Annotated in this window: 19 protein-coding genes and 1 pseudogene; 17 read left to right on the top strand and 3 right to left on the bottom strand. The window is 40.3% G+C overall.

Going from position 1 to position 19,534, the window contains the following annotated elements; genetic code table 11:
- Window positions 1-2: 2 nt before the first annotated feature.
- The 15 genes and pseudogenes from AC1TO9_RS13025 to AC1TO9_RS12955 form a co-directional block, all read left to right on the top strand.
- Window positions 3-323 carry a cytochrome C oxidase subunit IV family protein gene (locus tag AC1TO9_RS13025; RefSeq protein ID WP_482056057.1) on the top strand — a complete coding sequence of 107 codons (321 nt, stop codon included), beginning with the start codon at window positions 3-5 and terminating at the stop codon, window positions 321-323.
- A gap of 254 nt (window positions 324-577) precedes the next feature.
- The gene (locus AC1TO9_RS13020; protein WP_482059369.1) at window positions 578-793 is read left to right on the top strand and encodes a hypothetical protein; all 216 of its coding nucleotides are present in this window, start codon (window positions 578-580) and stop codon (window positions 791-793) included.
- 43 nt (window positions 794-836) lie between these two features.
- Window positions 837-1,730, top strand: a complete 894-nt coding sequence (ctaG, locus tag AC1TO9_RS13015) for a cytochrome c oxidase assembly factor CtaG (RefSeq protein WP_482059487.1) — start codon at window positions 837-839, stop codon at window positions 1,728-1,730.
- A gap of 135 nt (window positions 1,731-1,865) precedes the next feature.
- Window positions 1,866-2,330, top strand: coding sequence for a DUF420 domain-containing protein (locus AC1TO9_RS13010; RefSeq protein WP_482056060.1), 465 nt, complete (start codon window positions 1,866-1,868; stop codon window positions 2,328-2,330).
- A 212-nt stretch (window positions 2,331-2,542) separates the two neighbouring features.
- Window positions 2,543-3,265 (top strand): hypothetical protein, encoded by a 723-nt coding sequence (locus AC1TO9_RS13005; protein ID WP_482059368.1) that lies wholly within the window; start codon window positions 2,543-2,545, stop codon window positions 3,263-3,265.
- 36 nt (window positions 3,266-3,301) lie between these two features.
- Entirely contained in the window at window positions 3,302-3,706 is a 405-nt protein-coding gene (locus AC1TO9_RS13000) for a GntR family transcriptional regulator (RefSeq protein ID WP_482056062.1), read from the top strand.
- Between the two features lie 7 nt (window positions 3,707-3,713).
- On the top strand, window positions 3,714-4,628 hold the full coding sequence (locus AC1TO9_RS12995) for an ABC transporter ATP-binding protein (RefSeq protein WP_482059367.1): 915 nt from the start codon (window positions 3,714-3,716) through the stop codon (window positions 4,626-4,628).
- 1 nt (window position 4,629) lies between these two features.
- The gene (locus tag AC1TO9_RS12990; protein ID WP_482059366.1) at window positions 4,630-5,535 is read left to right on the top strand and encodes an ABC transporter ATP-binding protein; all 906 of its coding nucleotides are present in this window, start codon (window positions 4,630-4,632) and stop codon (window positions 5,533-5,535) included.
- Entirely contained in the window at window positions 5,528-6,829 is a 1,302-nt protein-coding gene (locus AC1TO9_RS12985) for an ABC transporter permease (RefSeq protein ID WP_482059365.1), read from the top strand. Before AC1TO9_RS12990 ends, AC1TO9_RS12985 begins: the two co-directional genes overlap by 8 nt.
- A gap of 230 nt (window positions 6,830-7,059) precedes the next feature.
- The gene (locus AC1TO9_RS12980; protein WP_482059364.1) at window positions 7,060-7,743 is read left to right on the top strand and encodes a response regulator transcription factor; all 684 of its coding nucleotides are present in this window, start codon (window positions 7,060-7,062) and stop codon (window positions 7,741-7,743) included.
- On the top strand, window positions 7,740-8,999 hold the full coding sequence (locus tag AC1TO9_RS12975; protein WP_482059363.1) for a HAMP domain-containing sensor histidine kinase: 1,260 nt from the start codon (window positions 7,740-7,742) through the stop codon (window positions 8,997-8,999). The genes AC1TO9_RS12980 and AC1TO9_RS12975 overlap by 4 nt, the downstream gene beginning before the upstream one ends.
- Window positions 9,000-9,241: 242 nt before the next feature.
- Window positions 9,242-10,003 (top strand): ABC transporter ATP-binding protein, encoded by a 762-nt coding sequence (locus AC1TO9_RS12970; RefSeq protein WP_482056068.1) that lies wholly within the window; start codon window positions 9,242-9,244, stop codon window positions 10,001-10,003.
- 1 nt (window position 10,004) lies between these two features.
- On the top strand, window positions 10,005-12,350 hold the full coding sequence (locus tag AC1TO9_RS12965) for an ABC transporter permease (protein WP_482059362.1): 2,346 nt from the start codon (window positions 10,005-10,007) through the stop codon (window positions 12,348-12,350).
- Window positions 12,351-12,389: 39 nt separating this feature from the next.
- The gene (locus AC1TO9_RS12960) at window positions 12,390-13,382 is read left to right on the top strand and encodes an alpha/beta hydrolase (protein ID WP_482059361.1); all 993 of its coding nucleotides are present in this window, start codon (window positions 12,390-12,392) and stop codon (window positions 13,380-13,382) included.
- A gap of 105 nt (window positions 13,383-13,487) precedes the next feature.
- Window positions 13,488-13,673: pseudogene (locus AC1TO9_RS12955) on the top strand (hypothetical protein); the annotation flags it as partial.
- Between the two features lie 562 nt (window positions 13,674-14,235).
- Here the strand turns inward: AC1TO9_RS12955 and AC1TO9_RS12950 are convergent.
- A complete protein-coding gene (locus AC1TO9_RS12950) occupies window positions 14,236-15,645 on the bottom strand; it encodes a SulP family inorganic anion transporter (protein ID WP_482059360.1) in 1,410 nt (469 codons plus the stop codon).
- Window positions 15,646-15,766: 121 nt separating this feature from the next.
- Here AC1TO9_RS12950 and AC1TO9_RS12945 point away from each other — a divergent pair, with 121 nt between their 5' ends.
- Window positions 15,767-16,330 carry a recombinase family protein gene (locus AC1TO9_RS12945; RefSeq protein ID WP_482059359.1) on the top strand — a complete coding sequence of 188 codons (564 nt, stop codon included), beginning with the start codon at window positions 15,767-15,769 and terminating at the stop codon, window positions 16,328-16,330.
- A 168-nt stretch (window positions 16,331-16,498) separates the two neighbouring features.
- Here AC1TO9_RS12945 and AC1TO9_RS12940 read toward each other — a convergent pair whose 3' ends face one another.
- Together AC1TO9_RS12940 and AC1TO9_RS12935 are read right to left on the bottom strand one after the other, a co-directional pair.
- On the bottom strand, window positions 16,499-16,750 hold the full coding sequence (locus AC1TO9_RS12940; RefSeq protein WP_482056073.1) for a type IV secretory system conjugative DNA transfer family protein: 252 nt from the start codon (window positions 16,748-16,750) through the stop codon (window positions 16,499-16,501).
- A 279-nt stretch (window positions 16,751-17,029) separates the two neighbouring features.
- A complete protein-coding gene (locus tag AC1TO9_RS12935; RefSeq protein ID WP_482056074.1) occupies window positions 17,030-17,911 on the bottom strand; it encodes a LysR family transcriptional regulator in 882 nt (293 codons plus the stop codon).
- 117 nt (window positions 17,912-18,028) lie between these two features.
- Between AC1TO9_RS12935 and zwf the strand changes: the two genes are divergently transcribed.
- Window positions 18,029-19,525, top strand: coding sequence for a glucose-6-phosphate dehydrogenase (gene zwf, locus AC1TO9_RS12930; RefSeq protein ID WP_482056075.1), 1,497 nt, complete (start codon window positions 18,029-18,031; stop codon window positions 19,523-19,525).
- Window positions 19,526-19,534 lie beyond the last annotated feature (9 nt).

Raw genomic sequence — 19,534 nt, 5'->3', positions numbered from 1 at the left:
GCATGACTGCGGATGAACAGATCAAGCACAAATTGGTTAATCGCCGCCCTCGACACGAGGGGCCTCAGAAACATATTGTAGTGTTTATCTTTTCCATAGTACTGACTCTAATCGCATTTGCAGCAGTAGCCGCAGGAGGAGTAAACAAAGGCTTCACGATTACCTTATTATTGGTAATGGCCGTGTTACAAGTGTTTGTTCAAATGGGATATTGGATGCATTTGAAGGATAAGGGACATCTGTTACCGATTGTGTTTATGCTAGGTGGTTTTTTCGTAGCAGGGACGGCAGTTATTACAGCAATATTCTGGATGTGGTGGTAAGATAAGAAGAGGTGGCTTAAGCCACCTCTTTTTTAAAATATAAGAAGGTGTAAGTTATTTGGAGGAATGTCTACTCTAACCTTTATGATATTTAAAAGTCTATCTATTTTTGCAGAGAGTGGCGATGTTAGAGTGACGAACAAAGCTTCGTGATGATGGTAGTGAAGATGAGACAAGAATAGATGCATAAACTGCATTTAATTAGAAGTAAAAGTAGGGAATGAAGGAATTAGTTGTTAAAACTACAGTTAAAAATGGCGATAACGGTGAAAAGTAAGGATTCCAGTAATCTAGATGTACTCCATGCAACTAAATTTAGCTTCAGAGGGATTGGGTTGAATTTAGATGTATTTAATGCAGCTAAATCGAGTCGCGTAATTATGAAATTGATTCTTGATACTCTATTCCTTATATTTCCGCCGAAACGGGTGCCGTCTTTGAAAAAGGACGGCATTGCCGTTTCTACTTGATGAAAGAATGTTGAAGAAACATGTTAAGTTAGGAGGTTATCAGATGTTAGGCTTGGAATACTTTAGTTTTTCTGACTTATGGAGCCCATTGTTCATGGTGTTCATGCTGCTCATATTAGCTGGTTATTTACTTGTGATAGGTCCATTCAGTGAGAAGTTTGCAGCAGGAGAACCGCCAGTCTCGTGGGGTAAGAAGACGATGTTTATTATAGGAATATTTATGCTCTATCTAGCTCAGGGTGGTCCAGTAAGTCTATTAGGTCATATGATGTTCACATTTCATATGTTGACGATGGCTCTTTCGTATTTAGTCGCACCACCGTTAATTATTTTGGGTATGCCCACTTGGCTATGGCGTGCATTGTTGAGGGTGAATCCATTTCGACGGTTAAGAGTTTTGGCCAATCCAATTGTTGCTGCTGTTCTATTTAATGGTTTGTTCTCCTTCTATCATATTCCGGCTATTCATGATTACGTGATGTTGCATTTTAACGTTCACCGTTTGTATTATATCGTATTGTTCGTGAGTGCTATGCTCATGTGGTGGACGCTATTGAATCCACTACCTGAGAAGATGAAAGGATCAAGTCTTGGTAAAATGGGCTATATCTTTTTGAATATGATATTATTGACTCCAGCATGTGGTTTAATTATCTTCGCAGCTCAGCCTATGTATGCTACATATAGTGACCCAGATATTTGGGCGAAGGCAATGGGATATTGTTTTTCCGGGGATACATCTGTATTGTTAGAGAATTTCGGTGGACCTACATTTTTTAACTTGATGAGTCCGTTGGTTGATCAGCAGGTGGGAGCGATTCTGATGAAGTTTGTACAGGAGATCACTTTTGTTTCTATGCTAGCTTATATATTCTATCACTGGTATAGGAATGAGAACCGCGAAGAAGATGATGATATATTGCTAAAAAACATTTAGGTATATGCTTTCGATGCAAGTTTTTCCGAAGTATTGCCTGTGTGTAACTCAAAAAACTCAGGTATATGCTTTCTATGTAAGTTTTTTCGAAGTATTGCCTGTGTGTAACTCAAAAAAACTCTTAGGAGGATATTCATGGATTTATATTTCTTGTTACCAACGTTAAGCACCACTTTTATAGTGATCAGTGCAGTATTAGTAGCCATTGGCTGGAATCTTATTATTAAGGGCAAGAAGGAAGCGCATAAGAAGGTTATGATCAGTGCAGCGATTGCAGCATTGTTGTTCTTCATTATTTACATGTCCCGTACGATATTCGTAGGTAATACTGAATGGGGTGGCCCAGAGAACCTTCGAGTGTATTATCAAATTTTCTTAATTATGCATATTATTCTTGCTACCGTTGCGGCTGTTTTCGGGCTTACGACGCTGACGCTTGGATTTAAGTCCAAGTTCGCGAAACATCGCAAATGGGGGAAAGTGACATCGATTATGTGGTTCTTCACAGCGATTACAGGTGCCACGGTATATGCTCTCTTGTATCTTCTGTATCCAGGTGGACATACGAAGCCTGTATGGGAAGTCATCCTCGGGATCTAGTACAACAGAATAAATGCTTTATAGGTAAGCTAATGATGAGCATGATGAGAGATCCGTCAGTATAACTGCGGGTCTTTTTTTGTTTGGGAAAAATGTGAAATTAAAGGTTGACGTAGAATGTTACAGACATTATACTGTGTATATTGATATATACAGTGAGCACAGTGATCGGACAATGAATAATAATATTTTTTAAAAGTGAGGCGAAATGATTGAAGATATTAATAAGAGATGCTTGGATGATTTTCAAAAAAGATATAAAAATTGAGAAATACATGTTCATCGTTTCAATAATATTCATGAGTTATATAGGTATAATGGTTAGCACGCTTATAGCGGGGCAATACGAACATCAGAATGAATTAAATCCAATGTCGGATATGCTACTACTTACACTGATTCCGATGCTAGGCTTTTATTACTCAAAGAAGTCATTTAAATATCTCACAGAGGACTCATACACACAGATGTTGATCTATTTACGTACGTTGCCCATCTCTCCTCAAGTCATTATGTGTTATAGGTACATCCAGATGTTCATAGCATTGACGATGAATAGTGTGATTGTGTTCAGTATCATATATGGAGTTAACTATCAAATGAGATCGGAAATGTCTGTAGGAGCTTACATCTGTTTCGCACTAACATGGATTGGATATGGTCTAGCTTTTACAGGGATTTATATTCATCTCGAATTGACATGTAGTGGTAGGAAATATTTCTGGTTAACGATGGTGATCACGGGAGTGACGTTTATTGTAGGAATTATCATTTGGTTATTTGATGGCAACCTGCTGTTATATACGGTGAGAATGAGCCAAGAGTGGGGGATACTATCGCCAGTCATGTGGGGGGCTTTAGTAGTTGGAGTGATAAGCCTGGCTTTAATGGGTAAGTTAACTCTCCGCAGATTACAACACAGAGATCTTCTGTAATTAGTTATATATGAGTTGAGGAGTGAGGTGTGAAAGGTGTGGATACCAATTCAAATTAACGAGAATAGTGCAGAGCCCCTGTATCATCAGATAGAGACTCAACTAAGATCGCTTATCATAAATGGTCAGATCGAGGAGAATACACTTTTGCCATCGATCAGGGAATTTGCCAGCTGGTTAAATTGCAGTGTTATTACTATTCGGAGAGTATATCAGGATCTTGAGGGTGAAGGTCTTCTAAGGACGAAACAAGGAACTGGAACGTTTGTTGCTAAAGTAGGAGTGTCTCAAATGGAAGCATTCAGAAGAGAGTCTGTAGAGGAAGCACTAAATAAAGCTGTTGACATCGGGATATCCGTTCAGTGTAGTGAAGAGGAGATTAAGAGGTTATTTCTAGATATAGTAACGCGTAAATACGATCCTGAGCATGGGAAGGAGTAATCGTTAAATGGAGCAGAGCGTCGTTAATATGGTTGGTGTTAAAAAAAAGCGAAGAAATAAAATGATAGGTCCCCTTAATCTCTCTATTCCACAAGGGTATATCGTTGTTATCGTAGGAGAGAATGGGTCAGGAAAAAGCACGATGATCAATATGCTGATGCAGACGGTGATACCCGATGAGGGAGAGGTCACATGGTTCGGCCAGTCCTATCCTAATGGTATTCCACCTGAGATTAAGCAACAAATAGGATATGTGTCAGAGAAATCTAACGTCGAAGAGGACCATCTTACGGCGGAGGAAGTCGCAGCATTTCGTTCACACTGGTATAAAGATTGGGATCATGCGTTATTCGAGAAATTAATGATAGGTTTTAATATCCCTCGGAACACCAAGCTAACGAAGATGTCCAAGGGAGAAAGACGGAAGTTGGAAATTGCGGTGGCATTGGCGCCGCGTCCTAAGTTACTGCTGCTAGACGAACCTTCTTCGGGGCTTGACCCTTTTGCTTGGAAGAGAATGATTGATGAACTGCAGGAATATATGCAACAAGGAGATACAACGATTCTATTGTCCACTCATATTGTAGATGAGATTAAGAAACTAGCCGATTTCATTATACTAGTACATCAAGGTCAAGTCCTCGGGATGGTTGAAAAAGATAGTCTTATGGATAACTGGAAGGAAGTATGGATCAGAGGCGATAGCGCGATGGTAGAGAATTTACCAGGAATTGTTCAAGTTGAGCAGGAACCAGCGAATATATTACGAATGATAACAACTGAGTGTAAGAAATTGGAGAATGTTCTACAGGCTTCAGGTATACAATTAGTGAAGACACGAGGGCTGGAGCTTGATGAAATATTAAGTCTATGGATACAAAGAGATGAGACTGTCGTTGGGCAGTCAGAGAGGGGAGTATAATATGGAAGCTTTGAAGTTGGAGAAAGTGGTTAAGCAATTCGGAGACAAGACGGCAGTGAATGAATTATCTCTTCAAGTTGGGGAGGGCGAAATTTACGGATTGCTGGGGGCCAATGGAGCTGGAAAAACAACGACGATGCGGATGGTCCTAGGACTTATATATCCCGATAATGGAAGTATTATGTACAATGGGAAAGCTCATAGCAATGAGCTCCGACAAATCATGGGTTATTTACCCGAAGAGCGGGGTCTATATCCGAAGATTAAAGTGAGTGACCAACTGACTTATTTAGCTCAGCTCCGGGGCATGGGACGTAAGGATGCAGATAAGAGTCTGCGCTATTGGTTGGAGCGTTTCGAAGTTCCGGACTATTATGATAAAAGAGTTGAAGAGTTATCCAAAGGTAATCAACAGAAGATTGGATTCATCGCGGCTGTCGTACATCAGCCTCAGATCCTCATCCTAGATGAAGCATTCAGTGGATTGGATCCGGTCAATGTAGAGTTGTTGAAATCAACAGTGAAGGAACTTCGCGATCAAGGTACGAGCATATTATTCTCGACTCACCGGATGGAGCATGTAGAGGAACTATGTAGAAATATTACCATTATGGATCGTTCCAATCCTATTATCCAAGGGAGCCTGAAAGAAATTAAAGGTAGATATCCACGTGAACAAGTAGCGCTTGTAACAACGAGTGAGGTATCTGGATTAAAGGATATTGCTGGAGTAAGTCATGTGGAAGTACAAGAACAAGGGACGTATCTGATCACAATTTCAGATGTTTCTGCTGCGCAACAGATTTTGCAGACAGCGATGCAACAAAGTGTTGTCGAGAAATTCGAATTGAAGGAACCGACACTGAATCAAATCTTTATTAAAGAGGTAGGTGAATCTAATGAATAATATAAGGACTGTCATTGGTTTTACATTTCGTAATAAGGTGAAGACGAAGGCTTTTATCATTACGACATTAGTATTAGCTATCATTATGTCTATTGCGATTAATATTCCGTACTTCATTCAGTTGTTTACGGGTGAAGATTTGAAGGAAAATACGGGGACTACACGGGTAGGACTGGTCTATGGACAGCAGGCTGAATTGGCTGGACAGCTAGAAGACTACTGGAAAGCGCAGAATAATGAAGATTTCACATTTGTGAAATATGATACTGCGGATATGGAAGTTTTACAGAAGGATATTGAAGAGGGAAACATTGAAGGGTATCTACAGTTCGCAGAAGATCAAGCTGCGATATTCCCCGCAGTGACTTATTCTTCGAAGGATGGAGAGTATCTGAATCCAGTTGCTCACGCTGATCTTGTTGGTGCGTTGCAGACTGTCAAAACACAAAGTATTGTGAAGGATTCACTCACAACGGAGCAAGTTACGGAGTTAGGAATTCCAGTACAGTTTAATACTCAAAGTTTCAGTCCGGAGACTTCTACGGATGATAAAGTTGTTAAAGAAGATGGACCAGACAATATGTTGAATTTCGCTGTAGTCTATCTCTTGATGATTCTATTCTTCTTCACCACTATGACAACTGGGAATATGATCGCTGCCGAAGTAACAACAGAGAAAAGCTCACGGATTATGGAAATTCTAATTACGAGCGTGTCACCGTTGACTCAAATGTTCGGTAAAATTATCGGAATGTTCCTCGTTGGCTTGACCCAGATTGGAATCTTCGGACTGGTGCTTGTAGCGAACGTACTCATGCCGCAGAATAAACAAATACTGGCAGATTTCGACTTGAATCTATCACAGGTTAGTCTAGACGTATTGATCTATGGATTCATATTCTACGTGTTAGGATACTTCTTATATGCGGTCTTGTTCGCTGCTGTTGGCTCCATCGTTAGCCGTACAGAGGATCTAGGTCAAGCAGTCATGCCAATTACGATGTTATCACTAGCTGCCTTTTATATCGGAACTTTCAGTATTAGTGTTCCTAACTCAATCTTGATGAAAGTATCTTCATTCATCCCGTTCTTCTCACCAACGACGATGATTGTACGGATTGGGATTGGGGAAGTAGCGGCTTGGGAAATATGGTTGTCACTACTCGCGTTAATCATATTCATTCTTTTCTTCGGCTGGTTATCCGCCAAGATCTATCGTACAGGTGTACTCATGTATGGTAAGCGTCCAACGATGAAAGAGATTCGTAAGGCGATGAAGGCTTATAAAATTTAAAAGAATCTAAGGAACTGTTGTGAGTAACGGTTATAGTTGAGTCAAATTACGGGAATAAATGAGACAAATTAGAGAACCTTGGTGGCCAGATTGATTGGTCTATCAAGGTTTTTTTTGCTATTGGCCAAAATATCATGAGTGATAGAATCGAATAATAGACTATAATAATAGAATGGATACGAATCCTGAAGCAAATACATAACGCACGATCAAAGGAGCATTAAGTTAATATGAACTATGATTGTTTAATTGTGGATGACGAGACTGTTCTTGCGGAAGCAACGAGTGAGTACTTTAATATGTTCGAAGTCAAAACGACTTATGTGACTAGCGAAGATGCGTGTGTGCAATTTTTGCGAGAAAATGAAACATCACTGATTCTCCTGGATATCAATCTCGGGGATACATCCGGATTTGATCTATGCAAAAGGCTACGGCAAACAACGCAGATTCCTATTCTGTTTATTAGCGCTCGTTCTAGCGATGATGATATTCTCATTGCACTCAACATAGGCGGGGACGATTATATTCAGAAACCATATACGCTCAGCATATTGCTTGCCAAAGTTAAGGTGGTGCTCAAAAGATATGGCAATAACAGTTCGGCTGAAAATTTGGAGTTTGGCCAGGTCAAAATCGACTGTTTGCTTTGCCGTGTCCGCGTGAATGATATAGAAATCAAACTCAAAACGCTGGAATACAAACTGCTCTGTTATTTGGCAATAAATAAAAACAGGGTGGTTACAAAAGAAGAGCTGTTTAACAATGTGTGGGGTGACTCCATTACTGGTGACGGAACGCTCAATGTCCATATCCGCCATTTGCGTGAAAAAATTGAAGTTAATCCTAACGAACCGCAATATATCAAAACTGTATGGGGAACGGGATATGTCTTAGAGGATGGCAGGATATGAAGGTGAAATGGTTAATCATAATGATTCTTGCTATTTTTATTACAGGCACCGTTTTCTCTACTTTAGTGATCGAGTCTAAGGTGAATACCGACGTGGATGTTGTAACAGTGAATGAAATAGTAAATAAGGTTGAAAACCATTGGGAGCATATCGAACAAGGAGATTACAGTACCATCAAGCTGCAATTTGCCGTTCTTGATAATAGTGGGAAAGTGCTTTACCGAACGTTGGACGGGCCTTCCGCAACTTTAAATGATGCCATTAGAAATAGAAGCACAATCATAGACGTGACAGTAAAGGGCAGCCTCGTAGGTAAGCTTATTATTCAGAATGATTATAAACAAGTTATACAGCATAACAAGGAACAACTTGTAATCGTGATTGTCGCGACATTTTCCATTTTAATGGTGCTGTGTATCCTTTATGTTTTATTTTTGAACCATACCGTATTTAAACCGTTCAACAAGCTGCAAAGTTTTGCTGTTAATGTGGCGCGAGGCAATCTGGATATTCCTTTGAAAATGGACAAGAATAACCCGTTCGGCGCTTTTAGCGAAAGCTTCGACATCATGCGCGAGGAATTAGCTTCAGCACGTCAGAGTGAATATGTAGCGAACCGCAGTAAGAAGGAGCTTGTTGCCAGCTTGAGCCATGATATTAAGACACCGGTTGCCTCCATTAAAGCGGTGAGCGAATTGATGCTTTTGCGGGCTGATGATGAGAAAGTGATCAAGCAGTTAAACACGATTTATTCAAAGGCAGAGCAGATTAATCTGTTGGTGACGGATATGTTCCATGCCACTTTAGAAGAACTTCAGGAATTGAAGGTAACGGTTACGGAGGAATTAAGCGATGTCCTAAAAGGGATAATTGCAAATGTAAATTTCGATGATCAAATTAGTTATGAGCCTATTCCGGAGTGTATTATTGTAACGGATGTCACACGTCTACAGCAAGTATTTGATAATATTCTGAGCAATTCCTATAAATATGCGGGCACTTCTGTCACGATTGCTTCTCATATCACACATACGCATTTAGAGATTAACATAATGGATTATGGGAATGGCATTCATAAGGATGAACTGCCCTTATTGTTCAATAAATTTTATCGAGGAAATAACGTAGAGGGACAAAGTGGTTCAGGGCTTGGGCTGTTCATATCCAAATATCTCATGCAGAAAATGCTGGGGGATATTGAGTGCCATAACCGAGATGACGGTTTTACCGTTACCCTTAAAATTAAGCTTGCCTAAAAGATTAAGAAACAGTTAAGGATTGGACAAAGATTAACTAAGAATTGCTCTCGTATGATAGGACTGTAATATTTATTGCAGTCTTATTTGAGTTATAGGTCAGTATAAGTTCTGTTACTTATACTGACCTATAATTCCGGACAAACGCACCTTTCTCCTTCGGAAAGAAGGCGTAGCCGTTTATCCTTGTTTGGCAGGGAATACATACCATTATAAATTCGAATAAAAGGGGTGGTTAAGTTATGGAAAACGGGTTATTAAGAACAGAGAAATTATGTAAAACCTTTTCCAATGGTGGCGTTCAACAGCATGTGCTGAAAAATCTGGATATCAGCCTCATGGAGGGTGATTTTACGGTTATAATGGGCAGCTCAGGTTCGGGGAAATCCACCTTGCTCTATGCGCTTAGTGGTATGGATAAACCGACATTAGGAGAGATCTATTATGAGGAGAGGAATATCTCGAAGTTAAATAACGATCAGCTTGCGATTTTTAGAAGAAATAATTGCGGGTTTGTGTTCCAGCAGGTCTATTTACTGGACAATATGAGCGTACTGGATAATGTGCTTGCGAGCGGTCTGCTGGTGAGTAAAAACAAGCGGGCCATTGTTGAGAAAGCAAAGAATTTGCTGACCCAAGTCGGATTAAATGAAGCTGCATGGAACAAATTCCCCACACAGCTTTCCGGCGGTGAAGCACAGCGCGCAGGTATCGTGCGCGCACTGATCAACAGTCCGAGAGTCGTGTTCGCAGATGAGCCAACAGGTGCCCTCAACTCTGCGGCAAGCGACAGTGTGCTGGATGTTTTAACCGCGGTCAACCAAAATGGACAAAGCATTGTGATGGTCACACATGACATCAAGACGGCTTTGCGCGGGAACAGAGTGCTTTACTTGCGTGATGGCGTTATTTGTGGGGATCTCAAGCTGGATGCTTTCCATTTGGAACACAACCTTGCACGGCATAAGAAGCTTAAAGCCTTTCTCGCCGAAATGGGGTGGTAAGATGAAGATCGGTAATCTTGCCCTAGCTAACATAAAAAAAGCTAAAAGTGCAGCTCTTTCCCTGTTTATTTTGATTTTTATGGCTGGACTGCTGCTCAATGTAGGGATGACGGTTCTCTTCAAAATGAATACCTTTTATGATGATAAGGTTGAAGAATTACATGATCCGCATATAAGCATACTTATGAAAAAAACCGATTACAAACAACCCTATGTGGATTTCATCAAGAGCTATTCTGGTGTAAAAGGAACAGAAATGGAACCGATTATTCTGATGAACGGAGCCAAGTTCCGTTATGGCGATAGCGATTTGAGCAGTGGCGCTGCGCTGCTTAACGCAGATACCAGCCGGGAATTTTCGCCTCTGAAGCTGATTGGGAAGCTGGATACTATCCAAGACAATGATATCTATGTGTCCTATAGCTTTATAGCAAGTGCTGGTTACAAACTAGGGGATACCTTAACAATAACCTATCAGGAGAAGGCTTATATGTATCGTATCGCAGGATTCTTTGAAGTAACCATGCTGGGTACGCCCAGTACAGGCCTAATGAAATTCTTTTTACCGGATGCAGCTTATCGTCAGTTGTCGGATCAGCTGGGTGACACAGCGGGGGGAATCATTTTGTCTGCGGTCCTTAAGGATAGCAAGCAATCAACAAAATTGCTTAATGATTACAATAGGAAATTCTCGGATTCAAGTGGGAATGCGAATTTCCTAATACTTTGGGAGATGGATATTGAAACAGTGAAAAGCATTGGAGCGATTACGATCAAGCTCGTCGCTATGATCCTAGTCGCGTTCTCAGCGGTGATTGTACTTGTCTCCCTGATTGTCATTAAGTTTCGTGTGGAGAACAGTATTGATGATGGCATCGTTAATATTGGAGTCCTCAAAGCGGTGGGCTACACGAGCAGGCAGATTCTCGCCTCCATTATTTTACAGTTTAAGCTCATCACACTTTCTGGAGGTATTCTTGGAGTTGCAGTATCATATGCGATGATTCCCGTATTTGGTGGAATTATCAGTTCATTATCGGGACTGCTGTGGCCCCAGAGCTTCGATGTTGTTATTAATCTTGCTAGTGTTCTCATAGTTGCCCTATTGGTGCTGACAGTGACACTTCTCTCTTCCAGACGCATACGGAAAATTCACCCTGTGGAAGCATTGCGCGGCGGCATTACGACACACAGCTTCAGAAAGAATCCTTTTCCGCTTGAGAAAGCCAAGGGTGGACTCCAATTCTTGCTTGCTTGCAAAACGATAATGATGAACAGTAAGCAGAATATCATGATTGCCTTTATTATCGTCGCCGTTACCTTTGCTTCTGTCTTCTCCGTTGTGCTGTATTACAATGTGGCATTAGATAAGACAGCGTTCATTCATCTGGTAGGCTCAGAGACGTCGAATGTAATGGTTCAGTCTAAATCCGCAACGGATAGTAAAAAGCTACTTGCTGCTATCGAACAAATGGATGACGTAGCAAAGACCGCAATCCTAGATATGATTTCAACGAATCTTGACGGACATAGCATTTATACGAATGTTTCGGATGATTACAGCAAGCTGGAAAACCAAACGGTTTATAAGGGGCGATATCCGCTGTACGACAATGAAATTGCTGTATCCTGGGCGGTAGCCAAACTGCTTCATAAAGACATCGGCGATACCGTTGAGGTGGAAATCGGGGGGGCTTCCTATCCGTATTTAATTACGGGGCTAAGCCAGGCTATAAGCAATTTGGGGCTAGCCTCTTATTTAACTCTGCCCGGTATACAGCATTTAATTCCTGACTACACAGCTACTATGATCAATGTTTATCTGAGAGGAATAGATAATACGAGCTTTATCCAAAGCCTCAAAGAGCATTACGGGAGTATGACGGAGTATATTATGGATGTAGATGAGACGATAGAAAGCCAAAGTAGCTTATATATATCAGCTGTTTTTACTATTATGATCATGATTATTGCGATAACGGTGTTGGTTGTCGTACTGATTCTATATCTAGTCATCAAGACGATGATTCTCAAGCGTAAGAGGGAATTTGGGATCTTAAAAGCGACGGGATATACCACTTTCCAGTTGATGATTCAGATTATGCTAAGCTTTGTACCTATTGTAGTAGCGGGTGTCATTATCGGCGGTGTACTTGGCGGTCTATACACCAATTCGATGCTTACGCTGCTGTTCTCTGGTGCCGGCATTCATAATGTACAGTTTATTGTGAAGATTCCGCTTATCGTCATGCTTTGCGTCGGTATTGTTGTGCTGGCTTATTTCGTATCGATGTTAGTGGCATCGAGGATCAAGCGGATAACAGCCTATGTGTTGATTACGGAATAAACCATGCATGGAAGAAAATACGGAATAGGAGCTGAAATCATGGCAGAACATCGTAAAAGTAAGGTGATCATGAGAAAGATTGTGAAGATAACGGGCTTAGGTATAGCAGGAATTATTGGAATTTTGTTCATAGCTATTTTAGTCAGCGTTATTAATCATAATATCAAATTGAATCAAGAGGCTGAATTATTTAAGCCATTGGGTAAAATGGTTACAGTAAACGGACATTCTATGAGCGTATACACGGAAGGCAAGGGTGAAGACACTTTAGTATTTATGGCAGGAGGAGGAACTGTGTCCCCAAGCTTAGATTTCAAAAGCCTATATTCTCGATTAAGTGATGAGTATAAAATTGCAGTAGTAGAGAGAGTAGGATATGGTTTCAGTGAAATTGCAGATGTTCCAAGAGACATAGATACCGTTCTAGAAGAAACGAGAAAAGCCTTAAATCTAGCTGGCGAGAACGCTCCATATGTATTGTTTCCTCATTCTATGGCTGGATTGGAGGCGCTATATTGGGCACAAAAGTATCCAAATGAAGTTTCGGCGATTGTAGGATTAGATTCAGCTGTTCCAGCTGCCTATAAAAACGTCCAATTGCCAAGCAAGGTTATATTCGACTTGTTTTCATTAGGTGCTAAAATGGGTATCACACGATTTATTCCCTCTTTTGTCAACGGTGAATCCGCAATTAAAGGGGGGACACTAACGGATCACGAAAAAGATATATATAAAGCAGTGTTCTATAGAAGAACAGAAACAAGACCCATGATAAATGAAATTCAAATTGTTAAAGATAATGCCCAAAAGGTTAATGAAAAACCAGCACCGCAGATTCCTATGTTGTTTTTCACATCGAATGGTGATGGGACGGGAATTGATAAGAAGGAATGGCAACAATATCAAAAAGACTTTCTTGAAAATGTGAATGACAGCCAACAGGTTATGCTAGATAGCGGGCACTATGTCCAAGATTTTAAGTATGAAACTATTGCAATTCAAAGTGAGAAATTTATAAATAACCTTAAGTAAAATGAGTATCATATGATCAAGAAATAAACTTACCGAACCATTTCTTGATGTTACAGTTATAATCCCTTATAAAACACTTTATCTCATTTATAATCGAAATTTATCTCTAGTAGACGAAACCGGACAGGGACAGTGGCTACAGCCCTATTGATAGAATTAGGTCTAGCATCTAATTTGGAAGAAGCAGAACAATTAGCCAAAGCTAAAAGACCTGATATCAATATTAAGCAAGAAATGCGTGAGGTTTTGAAGGGTTTTTACACATTTCATATATTTTATGATCATACGTGAATATCTTCCCGATTACATCAGTTGGACAACTTTGCATGAAAAGTAAGTCTGTAAAGGGATCTTTATATGTAACCATCGCACGTACCCTATTTAGGCATATGGCTTACCAAATCGTCGGAATCCTCATAGTGACGTCGTTAGTATCAGAATGTAAGATAAAATACAGGTACCAGTATACAAAAAGCCATCCTCCGAAGAAGATGGCTTTCCCTTATTTTGACCGCTTAAGACGGTCAGGTAATATCTTTTGGGCCGCACTACAGGTAAATCTGCACAGGCACTCTTTACTCAATTATTCACCAGTCACCACATCAGATAGTATTGGGAATGAAAGCTCTTTATTTAACAATCGTGACTGGACAACTCGCATGCTTCATGACCTAGACTCTCCGGACTTAGCGCTAACAGGTATTCATCTTTAGCTTTATTATAATCAGCTACATAGATAATTTTTAAATGCGCCTCCGGTAAATGTTAAGCAAGCATAATTGCATGTTTTGTGGCGCGTAATGCATTGTCCGATCCATCAACTGCTACAGCGATTTTCATTTAAATTCCCCCATTATGTTAATTGTTTGTACAATTGTTCACTTGAAGAATTTAACCCTTGAATCTGTACCTTCACACCTTTTTGCTCAAGCTTCTGTTTCACTTTAAATATTGCCCCGACTGCCGATTCATCCCACAGCTGACTATCTTCAAAATTAATGATAATATCGCTTTCTGTCACGTTATCAAATGTCTGGATAAACTTTGTAGTCGATGCAAAAAATAAAGGACCTTTCACCCTGTACCCTTCTTTGCTATGCGTTACTGTCACACGCGAAATCTGGGCAACAAATAAAAGTGCACTTAAGATAACTCCAACGACAACACCGATTGCTAAATTATGTGTATATAAAATAATCGCAACCGTAATGAGCATAACAAGTGATTCAGACTTAGGCGCTTGTTTCAGAAACTTAAACGAACCCCAATTAAATGTTGTAAAACTAATCATAATCATCACCCCAGCAAGAACGGGCATTGGAATTTTGATAACAACATCACCAAAAACGAGAATTAAAACCATTAAAAATACACCCGCGGTAAATGTCGATAAGCGTCCTCGTCCACCTGATTTAATATTAATGATTGATTGACCAATCAGAGCACAACCTGCCATCCCACCGAAAAAACCATTGATAAAGTTGGCGATTCCTTGTCCACGTGCTTCTTTATTTTTATCACTCGGCGTATCAGTCATATCATCCAATACCTGGGATGTAAGTAATGATTCCAATAAACCGACAATCGATAAAGCCAAAGAATAAGGTAAAATAATTTTTAGCGTTTCAAAGTTAAGTGGAATATCTGGAAGGAAAAAAACCGGTAATGAAGTTGGCATCGTGCCCATATCACCTACTGTCTGTAACTTCACACCACTTATGAGCGCAATACCCGTCATCACGACAATCGCAATAAGAGGTGCAGGAATAGCAGTGAAAAATCGCGGAATCGCATACACTAAAATCAATGTAGCAATCGCAAATATATAGGTTATAATGTTTGCCCCAAGTAAATAAGGCATTTGCGTCATAAAAATCATAATCCCTAGTGCATTCAAAAATCCAAGAATGACGGAGTTTGGGATGAAGCGCATTAAATTCGAAACACCAAATATTCCGAGTATTAATTGAATAATTCCTGTTAAAATTGTGGCTGCAAGTACATATTGTAGGCCATGATTCGCCATTAAGCTGACGAGCACTAGAGCCATCGCACCTGTCGCAGCTGAAATTAAACCCGTTCGACCACCTACAAACGAAATAACGACCGCAATTGTAAACGAAGCATATAGCGCGACACGCGGATCCACACCCAAGATGAACGCAAAAGCTAATGCTTCAGGAATGAGCGCCAACCCGGCTACGATCCCTGCTAAAATGTCAGCGCGTATATTCCCAAACCACTGTTGTTTAAAAGTATGCATACTGTTCCCCTTTCATTAAGACCAAACTATTATAATAAAGCTTAATCAAATGTTATAATGTTTGTATCATATCATTTTTATTCCTATAAGTATATAATTTTGGGAAGAGAGGAGTGGAAAAATGAAATACGGATATACCCGTCCGATTGTAAGTGATCAACAATGCACCCATCAATTAAATGAACTTTTCATTGATACATTATTTAAAGAGACACATGGACTTTCCGGGAAAAGAACAGAACTTGAACACTTATTAATGACTGTCCAAAAAGATGACGAACTAATCATCCAAAATATTGTAGTATTAGCCGATTCCCTGCAGCAGCTTTTAGATATTTTACGACTAGCAGAACGAGATCAAATCACCATCCACTTTATCGATGAACAAGTGACCAATCAAACGATTCAGAAATATTCACTACTTCAAAGTGCTACTTTTTTTGCGGATTTACAATCTAAATTTCTAAGCCATTCTTCTACATTTACGCTACAAGCTGCTAAAGAGAGGGGCAAATTGATTGGTCGTCCACGAAAATCAGATAACAATTTACAGCTGGCTTTTGAAATGTATGACAGTAAGACTTATACGCTATATGACATAAAAGAAGCGACTGGAATTAGTAAGTCTACTTTATATCGTTATTTGGATGATCGCTCTTCATCGTTATCCGATGAGAAAGAGTAGTAGAATCAAAGCAAAAGCATCGCTTATATAGAAATGAAACCAGGAATACAGCTCTCTTCTTTTCTCCGACACGTTCAAGTTTATGATCTTGTGATGCTGTCATGTACGAAACACCAGGATCCGAAAACAATCGAAGCATTACTGATACGCTTCCAAAGAAACTTCCTCTTATTTTCTCTGGAGATAATCTAGCAGTTGCAAATGCGTCTCTAGCAGAATAATCTTTAGGTAATCAGAAGTTCGATCGTAGAGTTCACCTTTAGGATCCGTTAGAATCATACTTTCCCCAGCGATTGCATTAGCGTAAATCGTAGGGTAAATAACATTTCTTGTTTTACCAGATCTTGTAGCACCAATAAGTAACTTCATTGGAATTGCCGATGTGGAAAATAACAAAATATACTTTTTTGAATATAACATGTAATTTGTATTGAATCCGCTTCCTCGTGTATTGAGGAGGCGGATTTTTTAAAGGAAATGGCAGCCCTTATTTGCTTAAATCGTCACTTTTGGAATTCTGACGGAAGTGAGCGACCTTATTTGGCTTCTACCTTCGGATTTGAGCTGTTATTGTGCATATTGAGGTCTGTATTTCCGTTAGAATTTCATATAGGTGTTTTTTCGTGGAATAAGGTCTGTGGCTTCCGTTAGAAAGGTTGCCGTGGATTTAGAGAACAAATCTGCAATTAAAGCTGGGTGCTATTTCACCAGCTCAATAAACTTGCTGGCTGCATTGGAAAGTGGCATGTTGCGCATAATCATGAACCCCACTTGGGAAGGTGGCATCTTGATATCTAGTTGAATTTCAAAGAGGGATCCCTCTTCTAGTTCCTTGGAGATGAATTCTTTCGTGACGTAAGAGATTCCTAGGCCTTTCCGCGCGAACTCGATGAGAAGATCCACGCTGCCCACCTCAATCTCAGGTTTGATTTCATAACCGTAGCTATGAAATAGTTCCGTTATGGCCATCCGCACCCGACTATTACGGGAGAATAGGATGATCGGGTATTGAAGTAGTAGGTCGAGTGAGAGTGTTTTTCCCTTAAGTTCGGAATAGAGAGGTCCTGCAACAAAGCAATCCTGTAGCTGGATTCCCTCCATCACTTTAATCTGGGAATCGACGATGGGCAACCGAACGACGCCTAAATCGATTTTTCCTTCTTTCAAGAATGCGATCGTTTCTGGTGTTGTCCCATGATTCAGATGCAATTTGATGTTGGGATACTTCCGATGGAAGTTTTCCAGATAAGGAAGCATATAGTGCTTGAACAACGAATCGCTACCGCCGATCCGCAGCTCGCCGCTGTCCAGATTTTTAAGTGCCGCCATCTTTTCTTCTGCCAAGGAGATTAAGATCTGAGACTTCTCGATGTAAGAATAAAGGGTGGTGCCTTCTTGTGTTAGGGTAACTCCTTTGGAGTTCCGGTAAAACAAGGTCAGGCCGAAACTTTCCTCCAGCTGCTTGATAGCATGACTGACGCTTGGCTGGGTGATAAACAATACTTTGGCGGCCTTGGACAAGCTTCCTGTCTTCGCAGCCCAATAGAAAACTTTATATAATTCGTAGTTTATCATAGACATGGTCTATAGCTCCTGTAAGATATATTGATTACCTGTATAGGTGATATCTGTATTATAGTAGATTGAAGAAATAGAAACCAGTGCTGACATAGAAGCCCTGCTGGAAGGAGAAGTAAAATGGAGGCTACCACGTTTGTCTTATTTGGAGCGACAGGAGATCTAGCGAAGAGAAAGATTTATCCTGCTTTGTATAATTTGTTTGTCGATCAGAAGTTACCTCAATCCTTCTCCGTAATCGGTCTTGGAAGAAGGGAATTATCCGATCAAACCTTTCAAGCTAATGTCGAGCAATCTCTCGATATGTTCTCCAGACGAGAAGCGAAAGATCCCGTATTATTGAAAAAATTCTTAAGTGCATTTCGCTATAGTGTACTCAATGTAAGTCATAAAGAAGATTATCAGAAACTGCTACAGATGATCGAGCAGCAAGAAGAAGAGCTTCGGATGGTGCCGAATCGGATGTTTTATTTGTCCGTAGGACCTGAATTTTTCGAAACTATTGCAGCGAACATCCATGAAAGTGGACTTGGTTCCGCGAATGGCTGGAAGCGTCTGGTGATTGAGAAGCCTTTTGGCCATGATTTACAGTCTGCTCGGGAGTTGAATCACAATCTGAGCAAAGCTTTTACAGAAGATGAGATATTTCGAATCGATCATTATCTCGGCAAGCCGATGGTCCAGAAACTTGAAGTTCTACAGAGAAGTAATCCGGTTCTTAAGGCATTATGGGACAATCGTTACATTGCTAACGTTCAAATAACGGCGAATGAAATCGTTGGTGTTGAAGAAAGAGCGGGCTATTACGATCAAGTTGGTGCTGTAAGAGACATGTTCCAGAATCATATGCTGCAATTGCTCATGATGCTGACGATCCACCTCCCGAATAATAGTAGTGACAATGTTCGAAACAACAAGAAAATGGTGATGGATTCCCTGGAGGTGTTACCAAAAGAGGATGTTGGATCCCATGTTGTCCGCGGGCAGTACGGAGCAGGAACGATCCAAGGGAAATCGGTAGTCGGTTATACATCCGAACCTAACATTGCCGCAACCTCAAGAAACGATACATTTATCGCAGCCAAGCTGCAAATTGACGATTATTTTTGGCGGGGTGTTCCTTTCTATATCCGCACAGGAAAAAGAATGAAGGACAAATCGACGCGAATCGTGATCGAGTTCAAAGAACCATTGAAGCAGGCCGGTGCAAACGAAGATAATACAATGCCTAATCTTCTCGTATTTGAGATCAGTCCCAATGAAGGTATTTTACTTCAATTAAATTCAAGAGATCCTCTGCATAAAGGGGAGTTCAAGCCATTAAATATTAATTTTCATGAGAGTCAAGAGAATGTGCCGGAAGCTTACGAGAATTTGATCTTTGATGCTTTGCACGGAGATTCTACGTTCTTCGCACATTGGGATGAAGTTGAATTGTCTTGGCAATGGGTTCAACCTATCTTAGAGGCATATGAAGAGGACATAGTACCACTTCATCTCTATGAAGCCGGTACCTATGGTCCTGCGGAGTCTGATGAGTTGTTGAAGCAGGACGGCTATCATTGGTGGTTCGATAATCATAAGACGGCAGAGATAAGAGCAGAAGTTATGGTGTAATTTAAAATA

The organism is Paenibacillus sp. Y916 (genome assembly GCF_056786435.1).
Note: the sequence above shows the minus strand (reverse complement) of the source record. Positions and strands in the feature narration are given on the sequence as shown.

Coding starts and splice junctions, on each gene's coding strand:
- AC1TO9_RS12995 (WP_482059367.1), top strand. CDS start 3,714: ATGGAGCAGAGCGTCGTTAATATGGTTGGTGTTAAAAAAAAGCGAAGA.
- ctaG (WP_482059487.1), top strand. CDS start 837: ATGTTAGGCTTGGAATACTTTAGTTTTTCTGACTTATGGAGCCCATTG.
- AC1TO9_RS12980 (WP_482059364.1), top strand. CDS start 7,060: ATGAACTATGATTGTTTAATTGTGGATGACGAGACTGTTCTTGCGGAA.
- AC1TO9_RS13020 (WP_482059369.1), top strand. CDS start 578: ATGGCGATAACGGTGAAAAGTAAGGATTCCAGTAATCTAGATGTACTC.
- AC1TO9_RS12965 (WP_482059362.1), top strand. CDS start 10,005: ATGAAGATCGGTAATCTTGCCCTAGCTAACATAAAAAAAGCTAAAAGT.
- zwf (WP_482056075.1), top strand. CDS start 18,029: ATGGAGGCTACCACGTTTGTCTTATTTGGAGCGACAGGAGATCTAGCG.
- AC1TO9_RS12975 (WP_482059363.1), top strand. CDS start 7,740: ATGAAGGTGAAATGGTTAATCATAATGATTCTTGCTATTTTTATTACA.
- AC1TO9_RS12940 (WP_482056073.1), bottom strand. CDS start 16,750: ATGTTATATTCAAAAAAGTATATTTTGTTATTTTCCACATCGGCAATT.
- AC1TO9_RS12945 (WP_482059359.1), top strand. CDS start 15,767: ATGAAATACGGATATACCCGTCCGATTGTAAGTGATCAACAATGCACC.
- AC1TO9_RS12970 (WP_482056068.1), top strand. CDS start 9,242: ATGGAAAACGGGTTATTAAGAACAGAGAAATTATGTAAAACCTTTTCC.
- AC1TO9_RS12960 (WP_482059361.1), top strand. CDS start 12,390: ATGGCAGAACATCGTAAAAGTAAGGTGATCATGAGAAAGATTGTGAAG.
- AC1TO9_RS12950 (WP_482059360.1), bottom strand. CDS start 15,645: ATGCATACTTTTAAACAACAGTGGTTTGGGAATATACGCGCTGACATT.
- AC1TO9_RS12935 (WP_482056074.1), bottom strand. CDS start 17,911: ATGTCTATGATAAACTACGAATTATATAAAGTTTTCTATTGGGCTGCG.
- AC1TO9_RS13025 (WP_482056057.1), top strand. CDS start 3: ATGACTGCGGATGAACAGATCAAGCACAAATTGGTTAATCGCCGCCCT.
- AC1TO9_RS12990 (WP_482059366.1), top strand. CDS start 4,630: ATGGAAGCTTTGAAGTTGGAGAAAGTGGTTAAGCAATTCGGAGACAAG.
- AC1TO9_RS12985 (WP_482059365.1), top strand. CDS start 5,528: ATGAATAATATAAGGACTGTCATTGGTTTTACATTTCGTAATAAGGTG.
- AC1TO9_RS13010 (WP_482056060.1), top strand. CDS start 1,866: ATGGATTTATATTTCTTGTTACCAACGTTAAGCACCACTTTTATAGTG.